This is a genomic window from Paenibacillus sp. FSL W8-0194, from assembly GCF_037969745.1.
GTDB lineage: Bacteria > Bacillota > Bacilli > Paenibacillales > Paenibacillaceae > Paenibacillus_AQ > Paenibacillus_AQ cookii.
The window spans coordinates 4,010,440-4,033,283 of record NZ_CP150205.1 but is presented as its reverse complement, the minus strand read 5'-3'; the positions used below and the strand labels follow the sequence as shown (position 1 = coordinate 4,033,283).

The 22,844-nt window shown below is 50.1% G+C and carries 23 protein-coding genes; 15 read left to right on the top strand and 8 right to left on the bottom strand.

All coding sequences use genetic code 11. From position 1 onward, the window contains the following. The first annotated feature begins 1 nt into the window (after window position 1). From MKY58_RS18360 to MKY58_RS18330, 7 genes are all read left to right on the top strand, one after another. Window positions 2–1,639 (top strand): efflux RND transporter periplasmic adaptor subunit, encoded by a 1,638-nt coding sequence (locus MKY58_RS18360; RefSeq protein WP_339321519.1) that lies wholly within the window; start codon window positions 2–4, stop codon window positions 1,637–1,639. Window positions 1,640–1,682: 43 nt separating this feature from the next. Next, window positions 1,683–2,402 carry an ABC transporter ATP-binding protein gene (locus MKY58_RS18355; protein WP_339321518.1) on the top strand — a complete coding sequence of 240 codons (720 nt, stop codon included), beginning with the start codon at window positions 1,683–1,685 and terminating at the stop codon, window positions 2,400–2,402. Next, window positions 2,399–3,610 carry an ABC transporter permease gene (locus MKY58_RS18350; RefSeq protein WP_339321517.1) on the top strand — a complete coding sequence of 404 codons (1,212 nt, stop codon included), beginning with the start codon at window positions 2,399–2,401 and terminating at the stop codon, window positions 3,608–3,610. Before MKY58_RS18355 ends, MKY58_RS18350 begins: the two co-directional genes overlap by 4 nt. 110 nt (window positions 3,611–3,720) lie before the next feature. After that, window positions 3,721–4,599 carry an EamA family transporter RarD gene (gene rarD / locus MKY58_RS18345; RefSeq protein ID WP_339321516.1) on the top strand — a complete coding sequence of 293 codons (879 nt, stop codon included), beginning with the start codon at window positions 3,721–3,723 and terminating at the stop codon, window positions 4,597–4,599. A gap of 405 nt (window positions 4,600–5,004) precedes the next feature. Continuing rightward, window positions 5,005–5,763 carry a helix-turn-helix domain-containing protein gene (locus MKY58_RS18340; RefSeq protein ID WP_339321515.1) on the top strand — a complete coding sequence of 253 codons (759 nt, stop codon included), beginning with the start codon at window positions 5,005–5,007 and terminating at the stop codon, window positions 5,761–5,763. 238 nt (window positions 5,764–6,001) lie between these two features. After that, the gene (locus MKY58_RS18335; RefSeq protein WP_339321514.1) at window positions 6,002–7,189 is read left to right on the top strand and encodes an MFS transporter; all 1,188 of its coding nucleotides are present in this window, start codon (window positions 6,002–6,004) and stop codon (window positions 7,187–7,189) included. A gap of 52 nt (window positions 7,190–7,241) precedes the next feature. After that, window positions 7,242–7,772, top strand: coding sequence for a hypothetical protein (locus tag MKY58_RS18330; protein ID WP_339321513.1), 531 nt, complete (start codon window positions 7,242–7,244; stop codon window positions 7,770–7,772). Between the two features lie 314 nt (window positions 7,773–8,086). On the opposite strand, the gene MKY58_RS18325 is transcribed toward MKY58_RS18330, so the two are convergent. Further along, window positions 8,087–8,977 (bottom strand): DUF2268 domain-containing protein, encoded by an 891-nt coding sequence (locus tag MKY58_RS18325; protein WP_339325198.1) that lies wholly within the window; start codon window positions 8,975–8,977, stop codon window positions 8,087–8,089. A gap of 805 nt (window positions 8,978–9,782) precedes the next feature. Here MKY58_RS18325 and MKY58_RS18320 point away from each other — a divergent pair. Then, window positions 9,783–10,511 carry a hypothetical protein gene (locus MKY58_RS18320; protein ID WP_339321512.1) on the top strand — a complete coding sequence of 243 codons (729 nt, stop codon included), beginning with the start codon at window positions 9,783–9,785 and terminating at the stop codon, window positions 10,509–10,511. 62 nt (window positions 10,512–10,573) lie between these two features. Here MKY58_RS18320 and MKY58_RS18315 read toward each other — a convergent pair whose 3' ends face one another. Then, window positions 10,574–11,443 (bottom strand): copper amine oxidase N-terminal domain-containing protein, encoded by an 870-nt coding sequence (locus tag MKY58_RS18315; protein WP_339321511.1) that lies wholly within the window; start codon window positions 11,441–11,443, stop codon window positions 10,574–10,576. A gap of 240 nt (window positions 11,444–11,683) precedes the next feature. Further along, window positions 11,684–11,860 (bottom strand): hypothetical protein, encoded by a 177-nt coding sequence (locus MKY58_RS18310; RefSeq protein ID WP_339321510.1) that lies wholly within the window; start codon window positions 11,858–11,860, stop codon window positions 11,684–11,686. A 168-nt stretch (window positions 11,861–12,028) separates the two neighbouring features. On the opposite strand from MKY58_RS18310, the gene MKY58_RS18305 reads away from it, so the two are divergent. The 5 genes from MKY58_RS18305 to MKY58_RS18285 all read left to right on the top strand — a co-directional run bounded on the left by MKY58_RS18305 (window position 12,029) and on the right by MKY58_RS18285 (window position 15,800). Beyond that, window positions 12,029–12,361 (top strand): sigma-70 family RNA polymerase sigma factor, encoded by a 333-nt coding sequence (locus MKY58_RS18305; RefSeq protein ID WP_339321509.1) that lies wholly within the window; start codon window positions 12,029–12,031, stop codon window positions 12,359–12,361. Then, a complete protein-coding gene (locus tag MKY58_RS18300) occupies window positions 12,316–12,567 on the top strand; it encodes a hypothetical protein (RefSeq protein WP_339321508.1) in 252 nt (83 codons plus the stop codon). Before MKY58_RS18305 ends, MKY58_RS18300 begins: the two co-directional genes overlap by 46 nt. A 322-nt stretch (window positions 12,568–12,889) precedes the next feature. Then, window positions 12,890–13,237, top strand: a complete 348-nt coding sequence (locus tag MKY58_RS18295; RefSeq protein ID WP_339321507.1) for a hypothetical protein — start codon at window positions 12,890–12,892, stop codon at window positions 13,235–13,237. A 362-nt stretch (window positions 13,238–13,599) separates the two neighbouring features. After that, a complete protein-coding gene (locus tag MKY58_RS18290; protein WP_339321506.1) occupies window positions 13,600–13,986 on the top strand; it encodes a BlaI/MecI/CopY family transcriptional regulator in 387 nt (128 codons plus the stop codon). Continuing rightward, window positions 13,986–15,800 (top strand): M56 family metallopeptidase, encoded by a 1,815-nt coding sequence (locus tag MKY58_RS18285; protein ID WP_339321505.1) that lies wholly within the window; start codon window positions 13,986–13,988, stop codon window positions 15,798–15,800. The genes MKY58_RS18290 and MKY58_RS18285 overlap by 1 nt, the downstream gene beginning before the upstream one ends. A gap of 66 nt (window positions 15,801–15,866) precedes the next feature. Here MKY58_RS18285 and MKY58_RS18280 read toward each other — a convergent pair whose 3' ends face one another. From MKY58_RS18280 to kduI, 5 genes are all read right to left on the bottom strand, one after another. Next, on the bottom strand, window positions 15,867–16,499 hold the full coding sequence (locus tag MKY58_RS18280; RefSeq protein ID WP_339321504.1) for a glycoside hydrolase domain-containing protein: 633 nt from the start codon (window positions 16,497–16,499) through the stop codon (window positions 15,867–15,869). A gap of 759 nt (window positions 16,500–17,258) precedes the next feature. Continuing rightward, on the bottom strand, window positions 17,259–17,678 hold the full coding sequence (locus MKY58_RS18275; RefSeq protein WP_339321503.1) for an NUDIX domain-containing protein: 420 nt from the start codon (window positions 17,676–17,678) through the stop codon (window positions 17,259–17,261). 121 nt (window positions 17,679–17,799) lie between these two features. Then, window positions 17,800–18,552, bottom strand: a complete 753-nt coding sequence (kduD, locus tag MKY58_RS18270) for a 2-dehydro-3-deoxy-D-gluconate 5-dehydrogenase KduD (protein ID WP_339321502.1) — start codon at window positions 18,550–18,552, stop codon at window positions 17,800–17,802. A gap of 35 nt (window positions 18,553–18,587) precedes the next feature. After that, complete coding sequence (locus MKY58_RS18265; protein ID WP_036706788.1) at window positions 18,588–19,352, bottom strand: DeoR/GlpR family DNA-binding transcription regulator; 765 nt, start codon at window positions 19,350–19,352, stop codon at window positions 18,588–18,590. A 49-nt stretch (window positions 19,353–19,401) separates the two neighbouring features. Continuing rightward, window positions 19,402–20,235, bottom strand: a complete 834-nt coding sequence (gene kduI, locus MKY58_RS18260; protein WP_339321501.1) for a 5-dehydro-4-deoxy-D-glucuronate isomerase — start codon at window positions 20,233–20,235, stop codon at window positions 19,402–19,404. A 285-nt stretch (window positions 20,236–20,520) separates the two neighbouring features. On the opposite strand from kduI, the gene MKY58_RS18255 reads away from it, so the two are divergent. Together MKY58_RS18255 and MKY58_RS18250 are read left to right on the top strand one after the other, a co-directional pair. Next, the gene (locus MKY58_RS18255) at window positions 20,521–21,711 is read left to right on the top strand and encodes a glycine C-acetyltransferase (protein WP_212950806.1); all 1,191 of its coding nucleotides are present in this window, start codon (window positions 20,521–20,523) and stop codon (window positions 21,709–21,711) included. A 63-nt stretch (window positions 21,712–21,774) separates the two neighbouring features. Next, complete coding sequence (locus MKY58_RS18250; protein ID WP_339321500.1) at window positions 21,775–22,737, top strand: L-threonine 3-dehydrogenase; 963 nt, start codon at window positions 21,775–21,777, stop codon at window positions 22,735–22,737. The last annotated feature ends 107 nt before the right edge of the window (window positions 22,738–22,844 follow it).

Below are 22,844 nucleotides of genomic sequence, written 5' to 3'. Positions count from 1 at the left end.
AATGATGAATGTGGAGGAAAACGGCGTGCTTGAAATCGAAAATCATCAGACATTAACCTCTCTGAGGCGGAAGCGCAGAAAACGTTGGATTTGGATGGCGTTCGCGGTCGTTTTATTATGCGGCGCCGGCATTTTGATCTATTTCGAAACCACCCCGAAACCTGCCACGGCGCTCCCGAATGAAACCGTGAAAGTCGAGCAGGGAGACGTGACGGATACGCTTAGCCTGGCAGGGATCGTTCAGGCGACCAAAGAGGCAAACCTGAACTTTACCAGCGCAGGGACAAGCAAACTGGTCAAGGTGAACGTCAAACCCGGCGACAGCGTGAAAGCCGGACAGGTCCTGGCGCAGCTGGACGATTCGGAAGCGAAAATGCAGATTAAAAGCGCCGAGTCCAATTTGGCGATTGTCAAAGCAAAGCTGGCCGAGGTGCAAAAAGGCGCCAAGCCGAACGAAATCGAGGCGCAAAAAGAGAATGTCGCAAAAGCGAAAATGGCACTCGATTCGGCGAATGATCCATTTGCCTTAAAGGAAGCCGAAAATCAGAAAGCGGCGGCCGAAGCCAATCTGGAAAAAGCCAAGCAGGCCGTCCTGGAGCCGGGGAAAAACGCCGCATTAAGGGAAGCGGAGCAGCAAGTTGCGGCGGCAAAAGCCAATTTGGATAAAAGCCAAAAAGAGTATGACGACCAGTCCTATTTGTTCGGCCTTGGCGCCGTTTCTTTGAATGAAGCGACGGAGGCCGAGAGAAACCTGGAAAAAGCCAACATCGAATATGAGAACGCCAAACTTCAATATGCCAAAGCGCAAACGGCATTGCAGGATGCGTTAGATAAGGCGCAAAAAGAATATGAAAACGCAGAGCTGCAATATGAAAAAACGGTGATCAAAGGCAAGCAGGCGGAGGAGGAAGCCAAACTTTCCTACCAATCCGCTTTGGCGGGCTTAAAAGCCGCCGAAGCGCCGCCGGAGCCTTCCGCGGTGTTGTCGGCCGAAGCTGCCGTATTGCAGGCCGAAGCAGATTTGAAACAAAAAGAAAGCGAGCTGTCCAAACTGCAGATCACCGCTCCGTGGGACGGATTGATTTTGAAGGTAAACGGGGATGTCGGAACAACCCCGACCGCTCCATTCATCGTCATGAACAATGCGAACTCCAACCGGCTGAAAGTGCAGGCCAAAGTGGACGAAACCGACATTGCAAAAATGAAAACGGGGCTTGAAGCGACCATGCGGACGGACTCGTATCCTGACAAGCAATACGAAGGCAAAATCAGCTTCGTTTCGCCGCAAGCCGTGACCGATGCCGGAATAACGACTTACACCGTGGAGCTTTCGATCCAGGATCCGGAAGGGACGCTGAAGACGGGGATGAATATGCAGATATCGATCCATTTGGCTACTCATAACAACGTTTTGTATATCCCTTTGGCTGCGCTGCAGTCGGAAGGCGGGCAAGACGGCGTGTATTTGGTGCCCGACCCGGCGCACCCTGAAACGTACGTGTTCCAGCCCGTTGAAATCGGCATTTACGCACCCGACCGGGTAGAAATCATATCAGGCGTGAACAAAGGAGCCACCGTCGTCATACCGGCCGAACCTCCGGCGGACAACAGCCCCGAGAACGCCGCTTGGAGCGGTTAAACAGCCGTACGCGTTACACACGCATAAGGGGGAGCATGAACATATGAAAACGGTAATCCAAATCGAAGACATGAAAAAGGTATATCATGTGGGAGATCAGAAGATAGAAGCCCTCCGCGGCGTAAACCTGACCATTGGCGAAGGGGAATTTGTAGCGATCATGGGTCCCTCCGGATCGGGAAAATCGACGATGATGAACATGATCGGTTGCCTGGACCGGCCCACTTCCGGAAAATACGATCTCGACGGCTATTCGATTCTGGAAGCGAAGGAACATGAGCTGGCGATCATTCGAAACCGAAAAATCGGGTTCGTATTTCAAAAGTTTCATCTTCTTCCGCGGGCGACGGCGCTAGCCAACGTGGAACTGCCGATGATGTACGCGGGAGTACCCGCCAAGGAGCGGCGTGAAAGAGCGATTGAAGCTTTGGTTCAGGTAGGGCTGGGGGACCGGCTGCTAAACAAGCCGAGCGAGCTGTCGGGGGGACAGCAGCAGCGGGTGTCCATCGCGCGGGCGCTCGTGAACCAACCGGTCATTTTGCTGGCCGATGAGCCTACGGGCGCCCTGGACAGCCGGACAAGCACGGAGATTATGGGAATCTTCCAAAGGCTGAATGACCGGGGAGCGACCATACTGCTTGTCACGCATGAAATGGAAACGGCCGAATACGCCAAACGGCTGGTCGATTTCCGCGGCGGCGCGATCGTCGGGTCGAGGGACATCATGAACCGCAGACTGGCGGCGGAGGAATCGGGCGGATGAATGTAACGGAAATCGTACGCGTATCGCTGGCGAGCCTGATGGCCAATAAGCTTCGATCCCTGCTGACCATGCTGGGGATCATCATCGGGGTCGGGGCGGTCATCGCGATCGTAGCGATCGGCAAAGGTTCGGCGGCGAGCGTTGAAAAAGAAATCAACAGCATGGGCAGCAATCTCATCATTGTTTATTCTTATGTTCCGGACGTTGGCGCAAATGGAACAAATTCGTATGAAGCCAACCAAATGACGCTGGATGACGTTCAACGGATCGAAAAGCTGCATACCGTTGCCGGCGTCGCCCCCAAAGGCGCCTCCGCCAGCGCAAAGGCGGCAAGGGGGCACCGGAATTTCGATATTCAAGTGGAGGGAACCCTCAGCCGGTTTGACAAGGTATTCAGATTTAAATTCGCGCAAGGCAGAAGTTTTACCCAACATGAAATGGAACACGGCATGAATGTGGTCATTCTGGAAAGCGAAGCCGCGAAACGCCTGTTTTCCGGGGATCAAGGGAATATCGTCGGCCAGACGATCCAGATCAACCGGATTCCATATACGGTCATCGGCGTGCTTGAAAAAATGGAAGGTTTCACTACGCAAAACGATCAATTATACATTCCGGTGACCACGATGAAAAACCGTTTTGGCGCAAAAAGGATCGACTCGATGTTCATCTCGGCGAAAACCCCGGAACTGATCGACAAAGCAAGCGCGGATATCGGAGAGTCGCTCCGGATTCAGCATAATCTGAAGCCAAGCGACGCCAGAAATTTCAGGATCGAAACCCAGAAGGAATATTTGGAGTCGGCGCAGGGCGTCAACCGGATCATGACCAACCTGCTTCAGGGCGTCGCCGCGATATCGCTGTTCATCGGGGGCGTTGGCATTATGAACATCATGATCGTATCCGTGACGGAAAGGACGCGCGAAATCGGGATACGCAAGGCGATTGGGGCCGGACGCGGACATATTATGACGCAGTTTCTGGCCGAAGCGGTGATCCTCAGCATGCTGGGTGGGGCAACCGGTATTTTGTTTGGCATCGGAGCGGCGGTCCTGCTCGAAAAATTCGCCTCTTTGCCGATCGTCATTACGCTTCCGCCCATCCTGCTGTCCTTCCTTAGCGCGGTAGGGATTGGCATTCTGTTCGGCGTTTATCCGGCCTACAAGGCTTCGCGTTTGAAACCGATTGATGCGTTAAGTTACGAATAAATTACGCATCTATCAAGTGCGGCGACTGCCAAGCAATAATTTACTTTACTTAAGCGACGATCGAGGCGTATAATCCGTTCAGACATCAGAGAGAGCAGGGGGAAAGAATGATGAACAACGGGTTGATCAACGCGATCATCGCGTATATCATGTGGGGGGTTCTCCCTCTTTATTGGAAGTTGTTTGACCATGTGCCGGCAGGCGAAATTCTGTCACATCGGGTTGTCTGGTCGTTCGTCTTCATGGGTATGCTCGTCGCCGTCCAGCGCCGCTGGGGCGACATGAAGCGGATTGCGGCTAGCCGCTCGCTCCTGCTAGCGCTTGCCGCCAGCGGACTGTTGATCGCCGCTAATTGGCTCATCTTCATCTGGGCAGTCAACAACGGCCATGTCGTCGAGACGAGTCTCGGCTATTATTTGAACCCGCTGCTGAACGTACTGCTGGCGGTCTTCTTCCTTCGTGAGAAGCCAAACCGCGGCCAATGGCTTGCGATTGCCATCGCAGGCGCGGCGGTGCTCATCATCGCCATCGACTACGGGCGGTTCCCGTGGGTCGCGATCTCGCTGGCCGCGTCGTTTGGCTTGTACGGCCTTGCGAAGAAGAAGATCGTGCAAGACGCTTCCGTAGGCTTGTTGTCGGAGACGGCTGTCGTTTTGCCCGTCGCGCTCGGCTACTGGATCTATTTGGCTGCCGCGGGAAAGGCGACGGCATGGACGCTGCCTGCGCCCATGTTCGTCGAACTGCTCCTTTCCGGGGTGGTAACGGCGCTGCCGCTGCTCTTTTTTGCGCGGGCGGCCGCCCGGATGACGCTGTCCGCGCTCGGCTTCGTACAATACATCGGGCCGACGATCATGTTGCTGCTGAGCGTATTCGTGTTCAAGGAATCGGTTTCGCCGGTTCTGCTCATCGGCTTCGCGCTCATCTGGACGGCGCTCGTAGTATATGGTGCGGCATCGGTTCGCGGCACGAAAATCGCAAAGGCGGGCTGACCGCAAAGGCGTCCCGGTACCGTCATAACGGGGAAACCATTTTGAGTTGTATGACCAACCGCAATACGTCGATCAAGCCGTAAACAAAATGACGGAATTCTTCGGAAAATATCTTTCCGGTGAGAAGCCAGTTGCCCTGTTGGGCAGCTGGCTTTCATATTGTTCATCCGGATGGCTGAATCAGAAAGGTTAGCTGGACGGAATCCGACAATCCCCAGCCCTATCACTAGCAGATAGTCCTCTCCAATAAGCATCGAGATATAGTTCAATACCGGGGGGATGGGGGGGATGGATGCTGCGCAGCTTATTTCAAACAGCAATTGGCACAGCATGATGAAAATTGACATTGGATGCCGGAATTATGGTACATTAATACCAAGTTCGAAAGATCGGGAGTTGGACAAGTTGCTCTATAAATTCGGTTTTTCCCAGTATGAAAGCAAAGTTTATGAAACGTTGGCGCAGTCGGTGCAGCCGATGGACGCGACGATGATCGTCAAATATTCGGGCGTGCCCAAGGCAAAAATCTACGAGGTCATTTCCCGGATGGTGGAGAAGGGGATGGTGCTCGAGTCGATTTCCGAAAAGAAAAAGCTGTATACGGCGCTGCCGATTCCGCTTGTCGTCGAAAAGCTGACGGCCGAGTTTCAGGCGGATATCCAGGAGCTTGAGCGGCAAAAGCCGAAAAAAGAGATCGTGGACGACCGCGTCTGGAGTTTGAAGGCCGACGCCTCGATCCACGCCCAGATCAAGCAAATGCTGCTGGAAGCGAAAAGTTCGATCCGCTATTCGTCGTGGAAGGACGATTTCCAAACGGTATTGCCGATCCTCGAGGAAAAAGAGCGCGAAGGCGTTTCCGTCGAGGCGCTATCGGTCGGGGAAGTCCAAAGCGGGCTGAAAAAACTGGCGGTGATGGAGCCGAACGAGCAGCATGTGACGCTGGAACGATTCAGGCTGCTGATCGTGGACGATGCGGAAGCGATTTTTGCGGGCATGGAAGACGGCTCCTGGCAGGCGATCAAAACAAGATCCCAGCCGTTTGTGCGCGTTTTTACGGATTATTTCCACCATGACGTGCTGCTGACCCAAATTACGACCAAATATCATGATGTTTTGATGAACGACAAGGAAATCATGGCCCAGCTTCTGCAGCTGCGGTACTGATCCGCGTCGGACGCTGAAAGACGATCCCCTCAAGCGGGTGGAGCTTATGCTCTGCCCGCTTTTTTTATGCGATCCGCCGGAAGACGAGTCCAAAACGGCTCATGAACAGCCGGATGCGGCTTCTTGGGCAGCTGAGCCTGGAAGGAAAAAAATGTGCTTGCTCACGAATTTGATATAAGTTACTATTACGGTAGTAACCAAAGAACGACAACCAGAGAGAAGGGAGCAACACCGGCATATGAATTTTAAAATTTACATTTTGGCGATAGCCTGTTTCGTGACCGGCATGGTCGAGCTGATCGTCGGCGGCATTTTGGATTTGATCTCCAGGGATCTTCACATTTCCCTGAGCGCCGCCGGGCAGCTCATTACGCTGTATTCGATCGTGTTTGCGATTTCCGGCCCGCTGCTGCTGACGGCAACGGCACGCATGGAGCGGAAGCGGTTGTACCAATGCGCGCTTCTCGTCTTTATTGCCGGGAACGTCCTGTCGATGGTCAGCCCTAATTTTGCGACGATGGTCGTCGCGCGGATTTTGTCGGCGGCCAGCAGCGCGCTGATTACCGTATTGTCGATCACGATGGCTTCAAGAATGGCCAGCGAGGAATTTAAGGCCAGAGCCATCGGCGTCATTTTTATGGGCGTAAGCGGTTCGCTGGTGCTGGGCGTGCCGCTGGGCATGATGCTTGGAAACGCGTTCGGCTGGCGCGCGCCTTTCGTGATGATCACGGCGTTGTCCGTCGTTTCGCTTGTCGCGATTCAGCTTTTGATCCCGAAAACGGAGCCGGAGCCGGCCATTCCGCTGCGCCGTCAGCTGGCTTCCCTGAAGAACGGAAAAATCATTTTCGGGCAGCTGATCTCGGTCTTGATGCTGACCGGACATTTGACGCTTTACGCGTATTTGACGCCGTTTTTGCAGGAGACGCTGCATTTGAGCCCGTCGGTACTCAGTTTGTTTTATCTTCTGTTCGGCATTGCGGCCGTGCTCGGCGGCGGTTTCGGAGGCTGGGTGACGGATAAGTTCGGGGCGGAAAAAAGCATTTTGGCGATCGTGGGCGTATTTGCCGTCATTATGTTCCTGATGCCGCTTTCGACCGTTTCGATGTATGTATGCCTGATCGTCATGCTGGTGTGGAGCGCGCTCAGCTGGTCGATTTCTCCGTCGATGCAAAGCTACCTGATCAAGTCGGCGCCGGAATCGTCCAACATTCAGCAAAGCTTGAACAGCTCGGCGACGCATGTCGGGATCGCCGTCGGTTCCGCGGTCGGCGGGATCGTGATCGAAAGCTCCTCGGTTTATTACAATGCTTGGGTCGGGGTGATATTCGTCATCCTGGCGCTCGCAAGCGCCGTGGCGTCGATCAAGTGGAAGTCCGCCCGGACGGCAGCCGCCGATGCGGCGCCGACGGCACGGCAGCTGCACTAACCATGGATGGGAGGGAATGCCGTTCCCGGCAGTTCGGCGGGGCGGCGGAATTATGAGCGGATCCTATCTGTTGGAATCGGCCAAATGCATGGCTTTGACGCTGCAGCTGATGCAGGGAACTCCGGGGATGGATGGCGGGGCGGCCCTGGGCTTGGATCGCCCGGCAGCGGTGTGCGAGCAGCGCGCCGAAACGGCCGCCGCCGGGGCATCGGCAGAAAAGGGCACCCAAACTCCGGTTAGGCCTGCGGATCAAGCCCGGGGGGAGATCGAGATCAGCCGGCAATCGCTGCTGGATTTTTACGATCAATTGGCCCTGCTGCGGAGCGATCCGCTGATCAACGGACTTTTGGTCCACGGTGAATTTAAGCTGGCCGCCCCGGAAGATGCCCATGTGTTCGCCTATGAGCGCAGCCTTTCGGGCAGGCGTTTTCTGATCGTATCGAACTGGAGCAAGGAGCCGCTTGATTTTGCGCTCGGCCGCGATTTCGTCGAGGGCAAAGTGCGGGTGGCCGTTTATCCGGAAATCGTGTTGACGGAAAAAATGAGGCTGCGGCCATACGAGGCGTTTGCGGTGCTGGTATAGCCCGATATTCATGCAAGGTTATAAATGATGCGAGGCGGAACGATTCCGGCTACGGGCGTTCTTTCGATTGCAGTTCTAAGAAAAGGCTTGGCTTATCCGCCAACCTTCAGAGAAACCCTGTCCTTTTACGGAGGAACAGGGTTTCTTTTTGCGATTTTTTAGCCAAATCCTCATTGTTGTATTGATGAAGTACTTTTTGGATCGGGCATCGAATTTGTAGGTATGGGCAATGCAAGCCGGCAACTCTGCATCGAGGCATGAAAAATGCAGGGTCCGGCTGGTAATGCCCGTAATCAGGACAATATTTTTAACCGTTAATTAATAATGGTTTCTTCATCCCAAAATCCTTTTGCTTCGTCTAATATTTGATCAGCAGGCGTTAGGGTGGCCTCAAAGATCGTTTTTCCTGTTTTTCTTAAATAATATTGGATCAAATAATATCCGCAAGCGTAACCAGCGCTATAAGGCATATGGACCGGTTTAAAGTTTTGAAGTTTCGCGATCTCGTCGCCGTAAAGATACGGAACGATTTGATCAAACCCGGTTACGTGCCATTGCTCCCTAAGCACAGGCTTGATGCGCCTGTTCAGCGTGTCTGCGTTTGTTTTCGTCACCCAAGGGCCGAGCCATTCTTCGCCAAACATGAACGTGGCATAGTTTTCAGCCAATCCTTCGCTGACAATGAGCTCGCCCAAATGAACGGTATGATCCCACTGAATAAATTGATATCGCACGTTATGGTTGCATTCATGCGCCAGTGCTGCCTTCATTCGGGGAATCGTGTACCCATTCGGCAAGAGCGTGCCCCAGATAAACCCGGGAATGCCCCCGAAGCCGCTGTATCCTTCGTTTATTGTTAAGGAACGGTTTTCCGGATTCCCGAGTTGAATGGTAAATAAATAATCGGTTACGGGGAGGTTTATTCCATGCTCTACAAATAAAGACAAGCTTTTCTTCACAGCCTCCTCACACTCTTGCCAAAAGGATTCGGACGAAATCAGCCCGATCTCTGCCGAAAGCTGAGGGGTAATCTGATCAGGGGACCGATGCATCATGCTATTAAACGCAATAACATCAAACCCATGCGGCTCTTCAGCTTTAAAAGGAATCTGTTGAATTTGCCATTGCTTCATAAAGGGGGCCATCATTTCGTTTCTGAATAATTCAAGTTTTTCTTCGGGCGAAGCTTGGGCAACTTTTTGCATGCCTCCCTTGCCCACACCCACAGAAGCTTTTCGCTCCGTGCGGGGGGGTGAAGCGAGGGACAGGAACGTAGAGCGCCTTAGCCGACGCTTTTTCCGGTTTAGGCGCTCTCGTTATCGGCCCGAGTACCCCCGCAGCGGTGCGTACCGGCTCTTAGGTGGCGTTTTTTGCCGCCTTAGAGCCGGTAGCATGAGCCTGTTCCCTATTCTTTTCTTAATTCTATTCAAAAAGAGTGCTATTATTTTTTATTTGTAGAGTTGTATTTGCCCCTCTTGAAGCTCCTATATGATTGAGGGGAACAAAAATCCCCTCAATCCACCAACCAGCTTGTGACCGTTCTAATGTTGTGAGGGATACACAACAAATAGAAAATCTATCCCCACAAGCTGTACTTCCAAAAAAAGAGGGGATTATATATGTCTTGTAATCAAACCACAAAAACAATTGTTAATATTCCTAAGCCAACCGGTACACCAACGCTATTGGTTGGTTCTCAGTCTGCTATAGGCACCCGTTTTTTTTTGTTCTGACAATCCGGAAAAAATCAACTCCACAACAACCACATTCAAAAATGGATTTGCCACACTTTGGAGCGATACTTCTTCCGGTAATTCTTCGGTACGTTACCGCTTTTTTGTATGGCACTATAATGATACCGGAGCTTCTATCAAAGTCGGAATTACGGTCGGCAATGCGGGTACTTCCTCCTACTCGATCCATAATGTAAACGACGCCGTTCAAGTACTACCAAGTGGTTCAATTCTTCAGCACGGAATCTGCGGAGCTACTGCACTTGTGGGAGGCACGATGGATAGTGTTACTCCGAAAAATTCTTCTGTTGCTGCTGGACAGGTTGGAGTAGTAAAGGAATGGACCGTTCCAGATAAGTCTATCGTTGGTGGAATCATTGAATTTTCGCTCAGCAACACTGTATCCAATACCGCTATGAATTATCGAGTTCGTACAGTTGCTGCCAATAATACAACCGCAGACCTGACAAAGAATCAAAATCCCGTCGTTAATTACTATTCAGAGGATGGGGCAACACATCCTCGTGGTTCCTGGAATTTTGCCGATATTAAAAGCTCTGTCAGCTATAGTGCCGGCAGTGGTTGGAAATATTACAATGCAAGTAACGGGGATACGGATGATCTAATGAAAGCAAGCAATTCATACAAAGACCCCGAAGCTCCTCCTGCGCAAGGACCAGCAAGTAGTAATAAAGGTCACTATGGAATTAAATATAACCTTGATGTTACGTTGAACAATACAACTGGTGCTGAAAAGACCGTCAAGGTTTATGTTGCCGCCCGCGGAACAAACTATTACGCCGGTGCAGTTCGGTGGAGCGGAGAAGGCGTAACATACAAGGTGCCTAAGCTTGAATCATACCTGAAAGTCTCTGGAAATGAACAACCAGCGGTTGAGGTCGCTACTGTAAAGCTTGCACCGGGAGCCTCGATCACTCGAACAATTACTATGTCAACTGCAGGTGGGGCATCTACTCCTGCACTCATTGCATTCCAAACTGTATAAACAAAAAAACCAAGCAAAGAAGCCCTACGAAGGGGCTTCTTTGCTTGGTCTGAATAAACTAATTATTCATAAAATGCGTATCCTGTAATCAGAGTTCGAGATCCCCTGCTAACATTGTCCACCTTCCATACCCCATTTGTAAACACAAGCGTAATTGACCGATCCTCTATATATTGGTCTTCACCCATCAAACCATTTGCTAGTATGACAGACTGTGAAAGTAGAGCTTTTGTCTGACTGATATATTCAGGCAAAGTAATAGGAGCTGTATAAGTATTTTCTGTACCCAGTCCTTTATTTTGAACAACCGATTTTATCAGTTTATCAGTAAAATACGGTTTAAAATGTGCACTAACATTTTTCAGTGATGCTGTATTCCCTGCTTCGTTTAGCTTCTCGGACAACACCTTTAAACGTGCATCCGTAATTTTTTGTTTTTCTGGGATTTGAACAGAGGGTTGATCCATGTTAATAATGATGTGCTTTCCATCCAATACGACGCTTGCTTTCTTCGCTTTATTATCCCATGTAACACTGGCTCCGAGTGATTGACTTACAAATCCTAACGGAACATAAGTCGTTCCTTTCATAATTTGCGTAGCAGTATCGAGACTAATGTATTCCCGATGAGGAGTATTAGGAAATTCAGCAGTCGGCGGCGTTTCAACAATAGCCCCCTTGAAATTTGCAGCAAGGCGAATTGTCGAGTCGCCCTTTTGAATTTTAACTTCTTTGTTTTCTTGAGACCATTTTACATTCGCTCCCAGATTTTCAGAAACGGCACGCAGCGGAATGAGGACTCGACCACTATTAATTTGACCATTATTAATTATCACTTCTTTTGATGCATCCGCAGCATAAATCGGAACAGATGTCATAGGCAAAGCAAATAAGGCGAAGGCAAGTACGGATGCAGTCCACTTTTTAAGCATAAAAATCCTCCCAACTTTCATGTCATCAGATATATAGACACTATTTCTTTCTACTTTGTTACATTACCCATGCAAAAAGACCATGATCCATTGACCATGATCTTCCGGAAAAAATATAACGAGAAGAATGAACAGAAAGCCTAGACCGACTTCTCATTAACCAGGTAATTTCGCAGATCCTGTTATACAAAATTGAAATTAACTTCAAAGTAATCACTTCAATTCATATAGACAACACCTTTAATCTTGTGTTTCTTTATGAACCGATTGAATGGCTTGAGCAAGCTGCTTTAAGGAGAAGTCCAAACGATCCAGTTTCTCACCTATCGTCTGTAAGACATAGCGTATCAAAATGAAACACAAAGTTACCGGAAAACCCACATTTGTAATTAATGATATTGTATCCGTAACTTCCATATACCGTACCCTCCTTTTCGAATTTCTATCTATTAGGAAACTCGATTTACCATTTAACAACCAAAAATGATACAATAAAAAATGGGAACAAACGTTCCTATTTTAGTTGTAAAATTACCCCTTGTTTTCCCTATATATACACGATGATCACAAAAGGGAGAGATACAAATGGAACAAACAGAAATTTATGAACACTATAAAACAGAAATTTATCGTATTGGTTGGAGGGTTCAGTATCAAGCTAAAAAGATACGAAATCGTGAACATTCCTTCAATGATAAAGAGCCCTTCTACTCAAACTTTGCTACGGAAACAGAAGAAAAAATGTGGGTTCATCAATTGCTTGACACATTACCCCCTCAGGGGAAATTAATTATTGAAAAAATATATCTACAAGGCCTTACAGAAGTTGAAGTAGCGAAACAGCTTAACATTAGTCAACAGGCGGTGAACAAATGGAAGCGAAAAATGCTTGCACAACTATCTCTAATAGCGAAATGATAAAACTTCTTGAAGCTGCCAAACAAAAGGATCGTACTGCGATGTTACAACTCATAGACCTTTTTAGAGAGGATATTTTGAGAATTAGTCAATTTATCCATTTGCCTAAGGAAGATGCGATATCAGCTATCATTACTGAGTTTCTTGAACTTGTACAAGCTTCAGATAACAATGGTGTAATGCAATACAACAAGAATATTACATAAGTGCATTCCAACTTTAGAGCCATTGGCCATTTACCTCGACCTGACCCCAGAAAGACTGATCGTGCATTGACCTCGGCTAAAATCAGACAAGTCAGTTCTGAATAAGAGCTCTTCGATCAACTTGAGCTTGTTAACAAAAAATACGGAATAACCCGCATTATAATATGACCCTAGGGGGCCTCATTTCGATGGACCACGATACTTCATCATATTGCAGTAAAACCATGAAATTATTTGAATCTAAACAAATTAAAACGAAAATAGCCGAATTTTATCACTCTATGTTATTATGTAGGAAAATATTGGTGTGAGGAGCCGAATCATGGGGGCTAAAAACGCGGTTATAGCAGGTGACTATCAAAAAAAAATAGTGTTAAATACAGGCAAATGTATTGCGATTGCGACTGGTTTTCTCAAGAGAGTAGAGCTTACAAAAGATACGGTAGAAGCATATGAAGTTGTAGATGAAAGCAGTCAGACCAGCGCTGTTAGTGCTGTAGGTCGCGGATTAGCTGGCTCGCTTCTTTTGGGGCCTGTCGGTATGCTGGCAGGACTCTCGGCGAAAAAGAAAGGGACGCATACTGTCGCAGTACAATTTAAAGATGGTTCAAAAAGCTTGCTCGAAATCGATGATAAAATGTACAAAAAACTTATGACAGATTTATTTTAAAAGAAACTATAGAGAGCATAGAGCCCTAAAAGGGCTCTTTTTTCTACTAGGGAGGTACGCCATCTTACGAGGCCCGTAAAAAATCCCAATGGAACCTGCCGCTTTTTCCGGAAATAGTTGGAATTCAAGGCTGGGGAACCGGAGAACTCCAGTGAAATCAAGGCCGGGCTTAATTAAACAGAAGGCTGAACGGATTCAGTTTCCGCTTGCATGTTTACACGAAACGTCCCCCACATGCAACCTTTCATCCTTCCGGGACGTCAAAGATCAGGGAAACAAAAATCTTAGGAATAACTTGCATTTCAATTATACAATTGTATAATTTATTGTATTAGACAATTGTATAACAGGAAGGGAAAACCATGGAAAAAATAAAACGATTGCCAGATGCAGAACTGGAAGTAATGCTAATCATCTGGAAGACGGGGCAATCGATAAATTCCTCTTACATTCTGGATCAACTTCGGGATAAGCGGAATTGGTCATTGCCTACTCTTATGACTGTCCTTGCACGGTTAACGGAAAAAGGATTTCTAATTTGTGAGAAAGAAGGTCGAAATAACAGGTACTATGCAGCCATATCTGAAAGCGAATATAAGGAGAGCGAAGGCAAATCCACTTTGATGAAGCTGTTCGGCAACTCGGTTCAAGACATGGTGATGTCCTTGTACAACGGGAAAGCGATTAACAAAAACGATCTTGCCGAGCTGCGGGAGCTCATTGATAAAGTGGAAAGGGAGGAGAGCTGATGACCAGCCTGTTTTCAGACTATCTGAACATTTCGGTTACGACCAGCTTACTCATTGTAATCTTACTTTTCCTGACTCCCCTGTTGCGCAAGCATTATTCGGCAAAATGGACTTACTGGATATGGATGGTTTTAGCGATCCGATTGCTATTGCCTTTCCATTTCTCATTTGACAAGAGCTTAATCGACATTCCGTTACCCAGTAACCCAATTATGAACCCTACCGCTCAAGGCATGTCGCAAGTAAACACGCAAGTAGAAAATCCACTTGCAGCACAGCCCATACAGGTACAGACAGCCGTCGAACCGGCCGTCCATGCCCCGTCTCTTTTCTACATTCTAGCTACAATCTGGCTGATCGGGGCGGTGTTGTTTTTCGCGTATCATGTCGCAGGATACTACACGTTCAGAAAACAGGCGCTTCGCTGGAGCAGACCCATCGAGAGTAAACTAATCGCAGCCCGAATTCGAAACATGATGCTCGAAATGGGCGTCCCCTTGTCTATCCCTGTGCTAACCAGCGAAAAAGTGCCAAATCCGATGCTTGTCGGTTTCAGAAAACCACTGCTGCTTTTGCCGCATGAGCAGTATTCCGAAGAAGAATTGACGTTCATCATCAAGCATGAGCTGGTCCATTATCAGCGCCATGACATTCTGTATAAGTTGCTGCTCGTAACGGTGCATGCTCTACATTGGTTTAATCCTTTTGTATGGCTGCTCGTCCGGGAAGCCAGTCGAGAAATTGAATTGTACTGCGACGATACTGTCGTGTTTAAGCAAAGCCTAGCCTATCGCAAAAAATATTGCGAAGTCATTCTCTCTGTCATGCAGAAGCCGAGTCCTCGCTTTTTAGCATTATCCACGAATTTTTTAGGAGGGAAACATACCATGAAACAAAGATTCAAGTCCATCCTGAGTATGAAGAAGAAACGAAGTGGACTTATGCTGTTCTGTGCCGTTGTCCTTTCGCTGGGCGTATTAGCAGCCTGCGCCAATGTTACAAGCGGAAACAGCGCGGCCTTCAAACCCGGTACGATCTATTCTAACCTCGTCGGGGACCAAGTTGTCTCCTATGACGCGGGCAATTCCTATTCGATTGATAAGGAAGGCCATGTTTCCATCTCATATCGAAATGGGAAAGTGACTGCAAAAACGCCTTTACAATTAGATATGGCAAGGGAATCCTTCGACCGAGGACTAAGCGAAGGCAGCTTTTTCATCTCCGAAGATAAAACTGCCATTGTATATAATCCCGATCCTGACAAATTCGCTCCGGTTCATGTTCTGATCAGCGACAACATGGGCAAGACATGGAACGAGACCGTCGTTCAAAACGAAGACGCCAAGGGTGATGAGCTATTCATCGGTTTCACATCGGAAAAAGAAGGCTGGATGGTTGTCGGCCACGGATGCGGAGTCGCATGCGCAGAAAACTTTGTCTTTCAGACTTCGGATGGCGGAAAAACATGGATCGAAACAGGAAATCCGAATGATCAGTATTCGGAACATTTAACGGGGGTCGGTTTCTCTAACCCCGATACCGGCTTTTTAGGATACAGATATTTCACAGCGCCCGATCCGATCATTTATTGGACTAAGGATCGAGGAAAGACTTGGGATCGACTCCCTGTCAGCCTGCCAGAAAAGTTTGAGAATTATTCAAAAAACCCGCTCTCGCCTTTCTTTAACGGGAAAGAAGGACGTTTTCCTATTAGCCTGTCCGGGGATAATGGAATTATTGGAACCATTTATTTATCCAGCAAGGATGGAGGCTTAACTTGGGCTTATGACGCATCCCTGGATAAGTTAAAATAACCAAAAAAATTAAAGAAAGAGCGGCTGTCTATACAGGCCGCTCTTTCTTTTGCCATTCATGAAAAATTACTTTTTCCAACCTCCGCCGCCATTAGAAGAAGACTCTACATAGTCTACTTTAATTTTTGCAGCATCAGTGCCAAGGTCGGTGTTGTATTTATACTGCCGAAGGTTCCAATCATCGAAAGTGCCAGGCCAACTATCTACGATGAACGTATACCGTTCGGTAGCCGAGTAAGCGCCACGGATGTAAGAACAAACTGCTCTTGAACCGTAAATACCCATTTTGTACCCGTGCGGATTCTTGGAACTGTTATTCAAGACCGACAGTACCCCTTGAAAATAAGGAACGACCTTATCCTTGATCTCCTGTGTAGTCCAATCCCGAGTGTCCACTGTGAAATAAATGGGAGTTCCATTGGGTTGTCCCAAGTTGCCTGCCAGCTTTACAGCGTCTGTGGCATCGCTAACACCATTAGCGTTAGTAAAATAGTCTTGTTTGGTAGCCCCATTCTTTTCATAAATGGATACAATGAACAATCCGCCGTCCGAAATGGTGTCCACTTCGGCAGTTGTCAATTCGTCATGCGCTCCCTCAACGCGGTTCAGGTAGCGGCCAACAAAGGTCATTTTGTAATCTTTAAGCGTCTTCAACCGTGCCGCCGTCACTCTTGTTGCTGTATCACAACCAAGTGCCATATGAAAACAACTCCTTATTTAATAGTTTTGACAATGAAAAGTCCGTTCCCGGGTTTGAACTTTTCTCGCCTTCACTTAATAAGGAGATTGATCAGTATGAATTACAACCAAATGAAACGCCCTTTTATTTTTTATAGTACAAAAAAAGTGAAGCCTCCCCTAAAAAGAGCAATGAATGTCCCGTGCGGCAAGGACTCCTGAAACGCAGGATCCTTAGTTCTACTTTAGAACTACCCCAAAGACACGGCTTTGCTCTTTTCAGTGCTCAGCTCTCCGAGTTATTCGTCTGTAGGAGTATTTATACTTTCTGGTTGACATGTAAATCCTTAAATCTTGACGAAATGATATTTCTCTGTTGCATCAGGCAAAAGGACCATCATACGAGAAACAAGGGATTTGATTTTATCTTTTAGGTACTTCTCATCAACCAGGTTTTGAAGCAAAGTGATCCCTGATTCAACTTTTTGCAGGTTACAGTAGCGCAACCAAATGCGTTATGGCCACTCCGTATCCAAGAAACAGAACCCGGTAATTCCTTAGCGTAGGAAATACCGGGTTTTTCGCATGCAAAAATCCGAATTGCCGTTAATCTCTGGTAAATCCGATCTGAACGCAGTGTTTTTATATTCATAACTCTCACTCCAAGTCGTTTTATAGTGAGAATTATGCGCTATGACCTAACGTCATAGTCAATACCTTGGATCAAATTCTAAACGGATTTGTTTTTTAACAGTTACGATGAAGCTTTTTGTAGCCGGCTTATTCCTTTGACTGCTGCAAAATGCCGCTCATGTTGACCTGCTCGATCATATGGCCGATATTGCCTTCGCCTGCGTACAAGGTCATGTCGAAAAAGTTTTGGCCAAGATCGCTCCAATACAGCTCGTTTTCGTCCCCCGCGGCATCGACGTCTCGTTTCAGCCTGCCGGCATACACCTCGACGTAACAGTGCTGCAAATAATACGTAAAATCCATGACGTGATGAAGCGTCACGTCTTCCGGGGAGATCCCGGTTTCCTCCATAAGCTCCCGGTAAGCGGCATCCATGCCGCGCTCGCCGGGTTCGATTTTCCCGCCCACCAGATTGCTTAAGCCTTTGTACGGATCTTTCAGGCGTTTGCACATGAGCAGCCGGTCCATGTCTTTGCTGTAGATCATGACGACATTGTATCCTTGCATGTTCGATTCTCCCTTATACAGAACTGCATGTTTGATCATGACGATAGCACAAAAGAGGGGTGGCGGACAATGCAAAAGGCGTGCCTGTCGGGAGAACCCGGGCAGCACGCCTTGCTTCGTTTTATCTTGCCATCCAGCCGCCGTCCACGCAGAGGACATGGCCGTTGACGTAATCGGATGCGGAGGAGGCGAGGAAAATCGCCGCGCCCTGGATGTCCTCCGGCGTTCCCCAACGTCCGGCGGGGATCCGTTCGGTGATGGATTTTTTGCGTTGTTCGTCGGCCAAAATTTGCGCCGTATTATCCGTGATCATGTATCCCGGCGCGATGCCGTTGACCTGTACGCCGCTTGCGGCCCATTCGTTGGCAAGCGCTTTGGTCAAACCGGCGACGCCGTGTTTGCTTGCCGTATACCCCGGCACGTTGATGCCGCCTTGATAGGAGAGCATGGAGCAAATGTTGATGATTTTGCCGCTGCCGCGTTCGATCATATGCCTGCCGGCAATTTGCGACAGCAGGAACACGGAGTTCAGGTTCAGGTCGATGACGTCGAACCAGTCTTTTTCGCTGTGGTCTTTGGCAGGGGTCCGGCGGATGGTCCCCGCGTTGTTGACGAGTATGTCGATGCTGCCCGTCAGCTGCAAAGCTTCGTCGAACACGGCCTGCAGCCCCGAGGCATCGCTCAGGTCGGCCTTGACGGCAGAAGCTTTGCGTCCCAAAGCCGCGGCCTTTCCGACGGCCGCTTCGGATGAACCGCGGGCCACGCACACGACGTTCGCGCCGGCTTCGGCGAGCCCGATGGCGATGCCCTGACCCAGGCCGCCGGAGGTGCCGGTGACCAGCGCCGTTTTGCCTTCCAAACTAAACAGATTCATGCTTTCATCCGCTCCTTGACTGTGACTTTTATCCTTCACCGGTCTCCCGCAAGCTCGATCGGAAGGCCGGCTTTGCGGTACTCCGCAAGCACCGCTTCCGGCAAACCGTCGTCCGTGATGAGACCGTGGAGTTCCTCAAGCCGGGCAAAGGTCCGGAGCGCCGTCTGCCCGAATTTATGATGATCCGCTACCGCGATCCTTTCGCGGGCGGTGTCGATGAGCGCCCGTTTGAATGCGAGCAGTTCTCCGGTATAGACCGACAGCCCATGCTCCAGATGGATGCCGGTCGCCGAAATAAACGCTTTTTGGATGTTAAGCTCTTTGACGTACGCCACGGCTTCGGGGCCGGTCAAGATGTTGCGCACCCGGTAACCGCCCGGAACCACGAGATTGATTTTGTCTTTTTTGGAAAGCTCGCTGATGATATAGACGTCGTTCGTAATGACCGTATACGGCTGGTTGGGCAGCAGGCGCGCGATTTCCAGCGTGGTGCTGCCGCCGTCGAGGGCGACGATGTCGCCGGGCACGATGCGGTTCAGCGCCGCTTGGGCGATGTTTTTTTTCATCTCCAGGTTTTTGGAAATCGGCTCTTTGGAGGGCAATATGCCGAATTGGTCCGCCTGGGCCAAAACGGCGCCGCCGTGAACGCGGCGGATGAGCCCCTGCTCCTCCAGCTTGGTCAGGTCCTCGCGGATGGTTTTGCCCGTGACCTTCAATATGTCGCTAAGCTCCGCCACCGTAACTTCTTGATTGGTCAGCAGCGCTTCCATAATCTTCTCGTGCCGCAGGATCGGGTTCATGTACAAGCCTCATTTCGAATCAGGGTTAAACTTGAATGCATTTTACGTTCTATTGTAATTCCTTCATGTCCACCGGGTCCATATCGGAATAAATTTTGTTGTCGCCGGCCATGCCCCAAATAAACGTATAATTGCTTGTGCCCACGCCGCTGTGGATCGACCAGCTCGGAGAAATGACGGCTTGCTCGTTCCGCATGACGATGTGGCGCGTTTCGCTCGGCTCGCCCATCAAATGGAACACGACGGCATCGTCCGGCAGGTCGAAATACATGTATGCTTCCATCCGGCGCGGATGCACGTGCGCAGGCATCGTATTCCACATGTTGCCCGTTTTGAGCAGCGTCATGCCCATGACAAGCTGCGAGCTTTGGATGCCGTTTTGATGGATAAAGCGGTAGATGGTGCGTTCGTTGGAATTTTCGATCGAGCCGAGATCGGCCGATTCGGCATCGGCGAGCGTTGCCTTTTGGGTCGGGTACGCTTGATGGGCAGGCGCCGAATTCAGGTAAAACTTGGCCGGAGCGGCAGCGCTTTCGCTTTTGAAAACGACTTCCTTGTTGCCCATGCCGACGAACAGGCATTCCTTGTGGTCCAGCTCGTAAGACTCGCCTTCGACGACGACCGTGCCTTTGCCGCCGACGTTGATGATGCCGATTTCGCGGCGCTCCAGGAAGTAACCTACGCCGAGCTCTTTCAAATCCACGTCCAGACGCACCGATTCGTTCACCGGAAACGCGCCGCCGATGATCATGCGGTCTTCATGCGTGAGGACAAGCTCCAGACGGTCCGGGGTGAACAGCACCGGAATGTGGAATTCTTCGCGCAAACGCGCCGTATCGAACTGTTTCACTTCCCGCGGATGCGATGCATATCTTCTTTCCAAAAGAAACACTCCCTTTTCGTTCATTTATGTTCATATCGTTCATATACGTTCACTTTAGCTCTTTTTGCTGTTCTTGGCAACCACTTTTTGACGCCGGACCGGGCAGGAACTTTCGAAGGCAAACATGCGGCATGCAAAAATATTTTGCAAATAATGTCCTTGGTGGATGTACAAAACTTAAAAAAGGTGCTACATTGAATATACATAATTACTTGTATATAAAGGGTTTTTAACAATATTAATGTCCTCTGATTGCGGACATATGTATATTTAGGAGGGATTCGCATGCCGAGTCATTCGCTGGACCGGTTTTTAACGGAAAACATCGAGGATTTAAAAAGCAAAGGCTTGTACAACGTCATTGACCCGCTTCAAGGACCCAACGGACCGACCATCCTGATCGGAGGGAAAACGCTGATCAACCTGTCCTCCAACAACTATTTGGGGCTCGCTACGGACGAACGATTGGTAAACGCTTCCATTGAAGCCGCAAAAACCTACGGCGCAGGCGCGGGGGCGGTCCGGACGATCAACGGCACTTTGGATCTTCATCTGGAGCTGGAACGCAAGCTGGCCGAATTCAAACATACGGAAGCGGTCATCGCCTACCAGTCCGGCTTCAATTGCAACATGGCGGCCATTTCCGCGGTCATGGACAAAAACGATGCGATCCTCTCGGATGAGCTGAACCATGCCTCCATCATCGACGGCTGCCGTTTGTCGAAGGCGAAAATCATCCGGTTCAAGCACTCGGACATGGAAGACCTGAGAGCGCAGGCGAAAGCCGCCAAGGAATCCGGTTTGTACAACAAAATCATGGTGATCACGGACGGCGTGTTTTCCATGGACGGCGATATCGCGAAGCTGCCCGAAATCGTGCAAATCGCCGAAGAGTTCGATCTGATCACGTACGTGGACGATGCCCACGGCTCCGGCGTGCTGGGCGGGGGAGCCGGGACGGTGAAGCATTTCGGCTTGTCGGACCGGATCGATTTCCAGATCGGCACCCTTTCCAAAGCGATCGGCGTCGTCGGCGGTTACGTGGCCGGCTCGAAAAAGCTGATCGAATGGCTGAAGCTGAGAAGCCGCCCGTTCCTGTTTTCGACAGCTTTGCCGCCAGCGCCCGTGGCCGCCTGCATCGCTTCGGTCGACATTTTGATGAACGACAAAACGCTGATCGAGAAGCTGTGGGACAACGGGAATTACTTGAAAGACGGGCTGAAAAGAATCGGCTTCGACATCGGAAACAGCGAGACGCCTATTACGCCGTGCATTATCGGGGACGAAGTCAAAACCCAGGCATTCAGCAAACGTTTGTATGAGGAAGGCGTATACGCCAAAGCGATCGTGTTCCCGACGGTGCCGAAAGGAACCGGACGGATCCGCAACATGCCGACGGCTGCCCACAGCAAGGAAATGCTGGATCAGGTTCTTGCCGTCTACGAACGCGTAGGCAAAGAGCTGGGGATTATTTAAGCGGGATCGATTGCGGGATGCTGCAAGTCCGGTTGCCGGGAAGCCAACAGGGGAGGAATAACGATGAAAAAAATATTGGTGACGGGAGCGCTCGGCCAGATCGGGTCCGAACTGGTCGCGAAACTGAGACAATTGTACGGCGCCGATCAGGTCGTTGCGACCGATATCCGAATGTCCGGACATGAGGTGACGCGATCCGGACCTTTCGAAACGCTGGACGTAACCGACGGTAAAGCGATGTTCGAGCTCGCCAAGCGCCATCGGGTGGACACGGTCATCCATTTGGCGGCGCTCCTCTCCGCAACGGCGGAGGAAAAACCGCTGCTCGCCTGGAATCTGAACATGGGCGGGCTGGTCAACGCGCTGGAAACGGCCAGGGAGCTCGGCTGCCAGTTTTTCACGCCAAGCTCCATCGGGGCCTTCGGCCCGTCGACGCCGAAAAGCCATACGCCGCAGGACACGATCCAGCGCCCGACGACGATGTACGGCGTGAACAAGGTGTCGGGCGAGCTGCTGTGCGACTATTATTTTCATAAATACGGACTCGATACGAGGGGGCTGCGGTTTCCCGGGCTCATCTCTTACGTTACCCCTCCCGGCGGAGGCACGACCGATTACGCGGTCGAGATTTATTACGCTGCCGTGAGCAAAGGGCGTTATGCATCGTTTATCGACAAAGGCACCTTCATGGACATGATGTACATGCCGGACGCGCTTGATGCGATCGTGCAGCTGATGGAAGCGGACGGTTCGAAGCTGAAGCACCGGAACGCCTTTAACGTGACGGCGATGAGCGTCGACCCGGAAGCGATCGCCGCTTCGATCCGCAAGGTGCTGCCTTCCTTCGTGCTGGAATACGACGTCGATCCGAAAAGACAGGCCATCGCCGAGAGCTGGCCGGACTGCATCGATGCTTCCGCCGCCGCGGAAGAATGGGGCTTCAAGGCGCGATACGACCTGGACGCGATGACGACGGATATGCTGAGCCAGCTCGGCGCCAAAGAGCGGATGGCCCGGAACGCTTGATTATTTTAACCTTCAGCAGCTTCAGCGAGCTGCCTGCCTTGCCCGATCGGGGGCAAACGCAGGCAGCCGTTTTTTTTTGCCGGGCAAAAGCGGAATTCGCGAGGCAT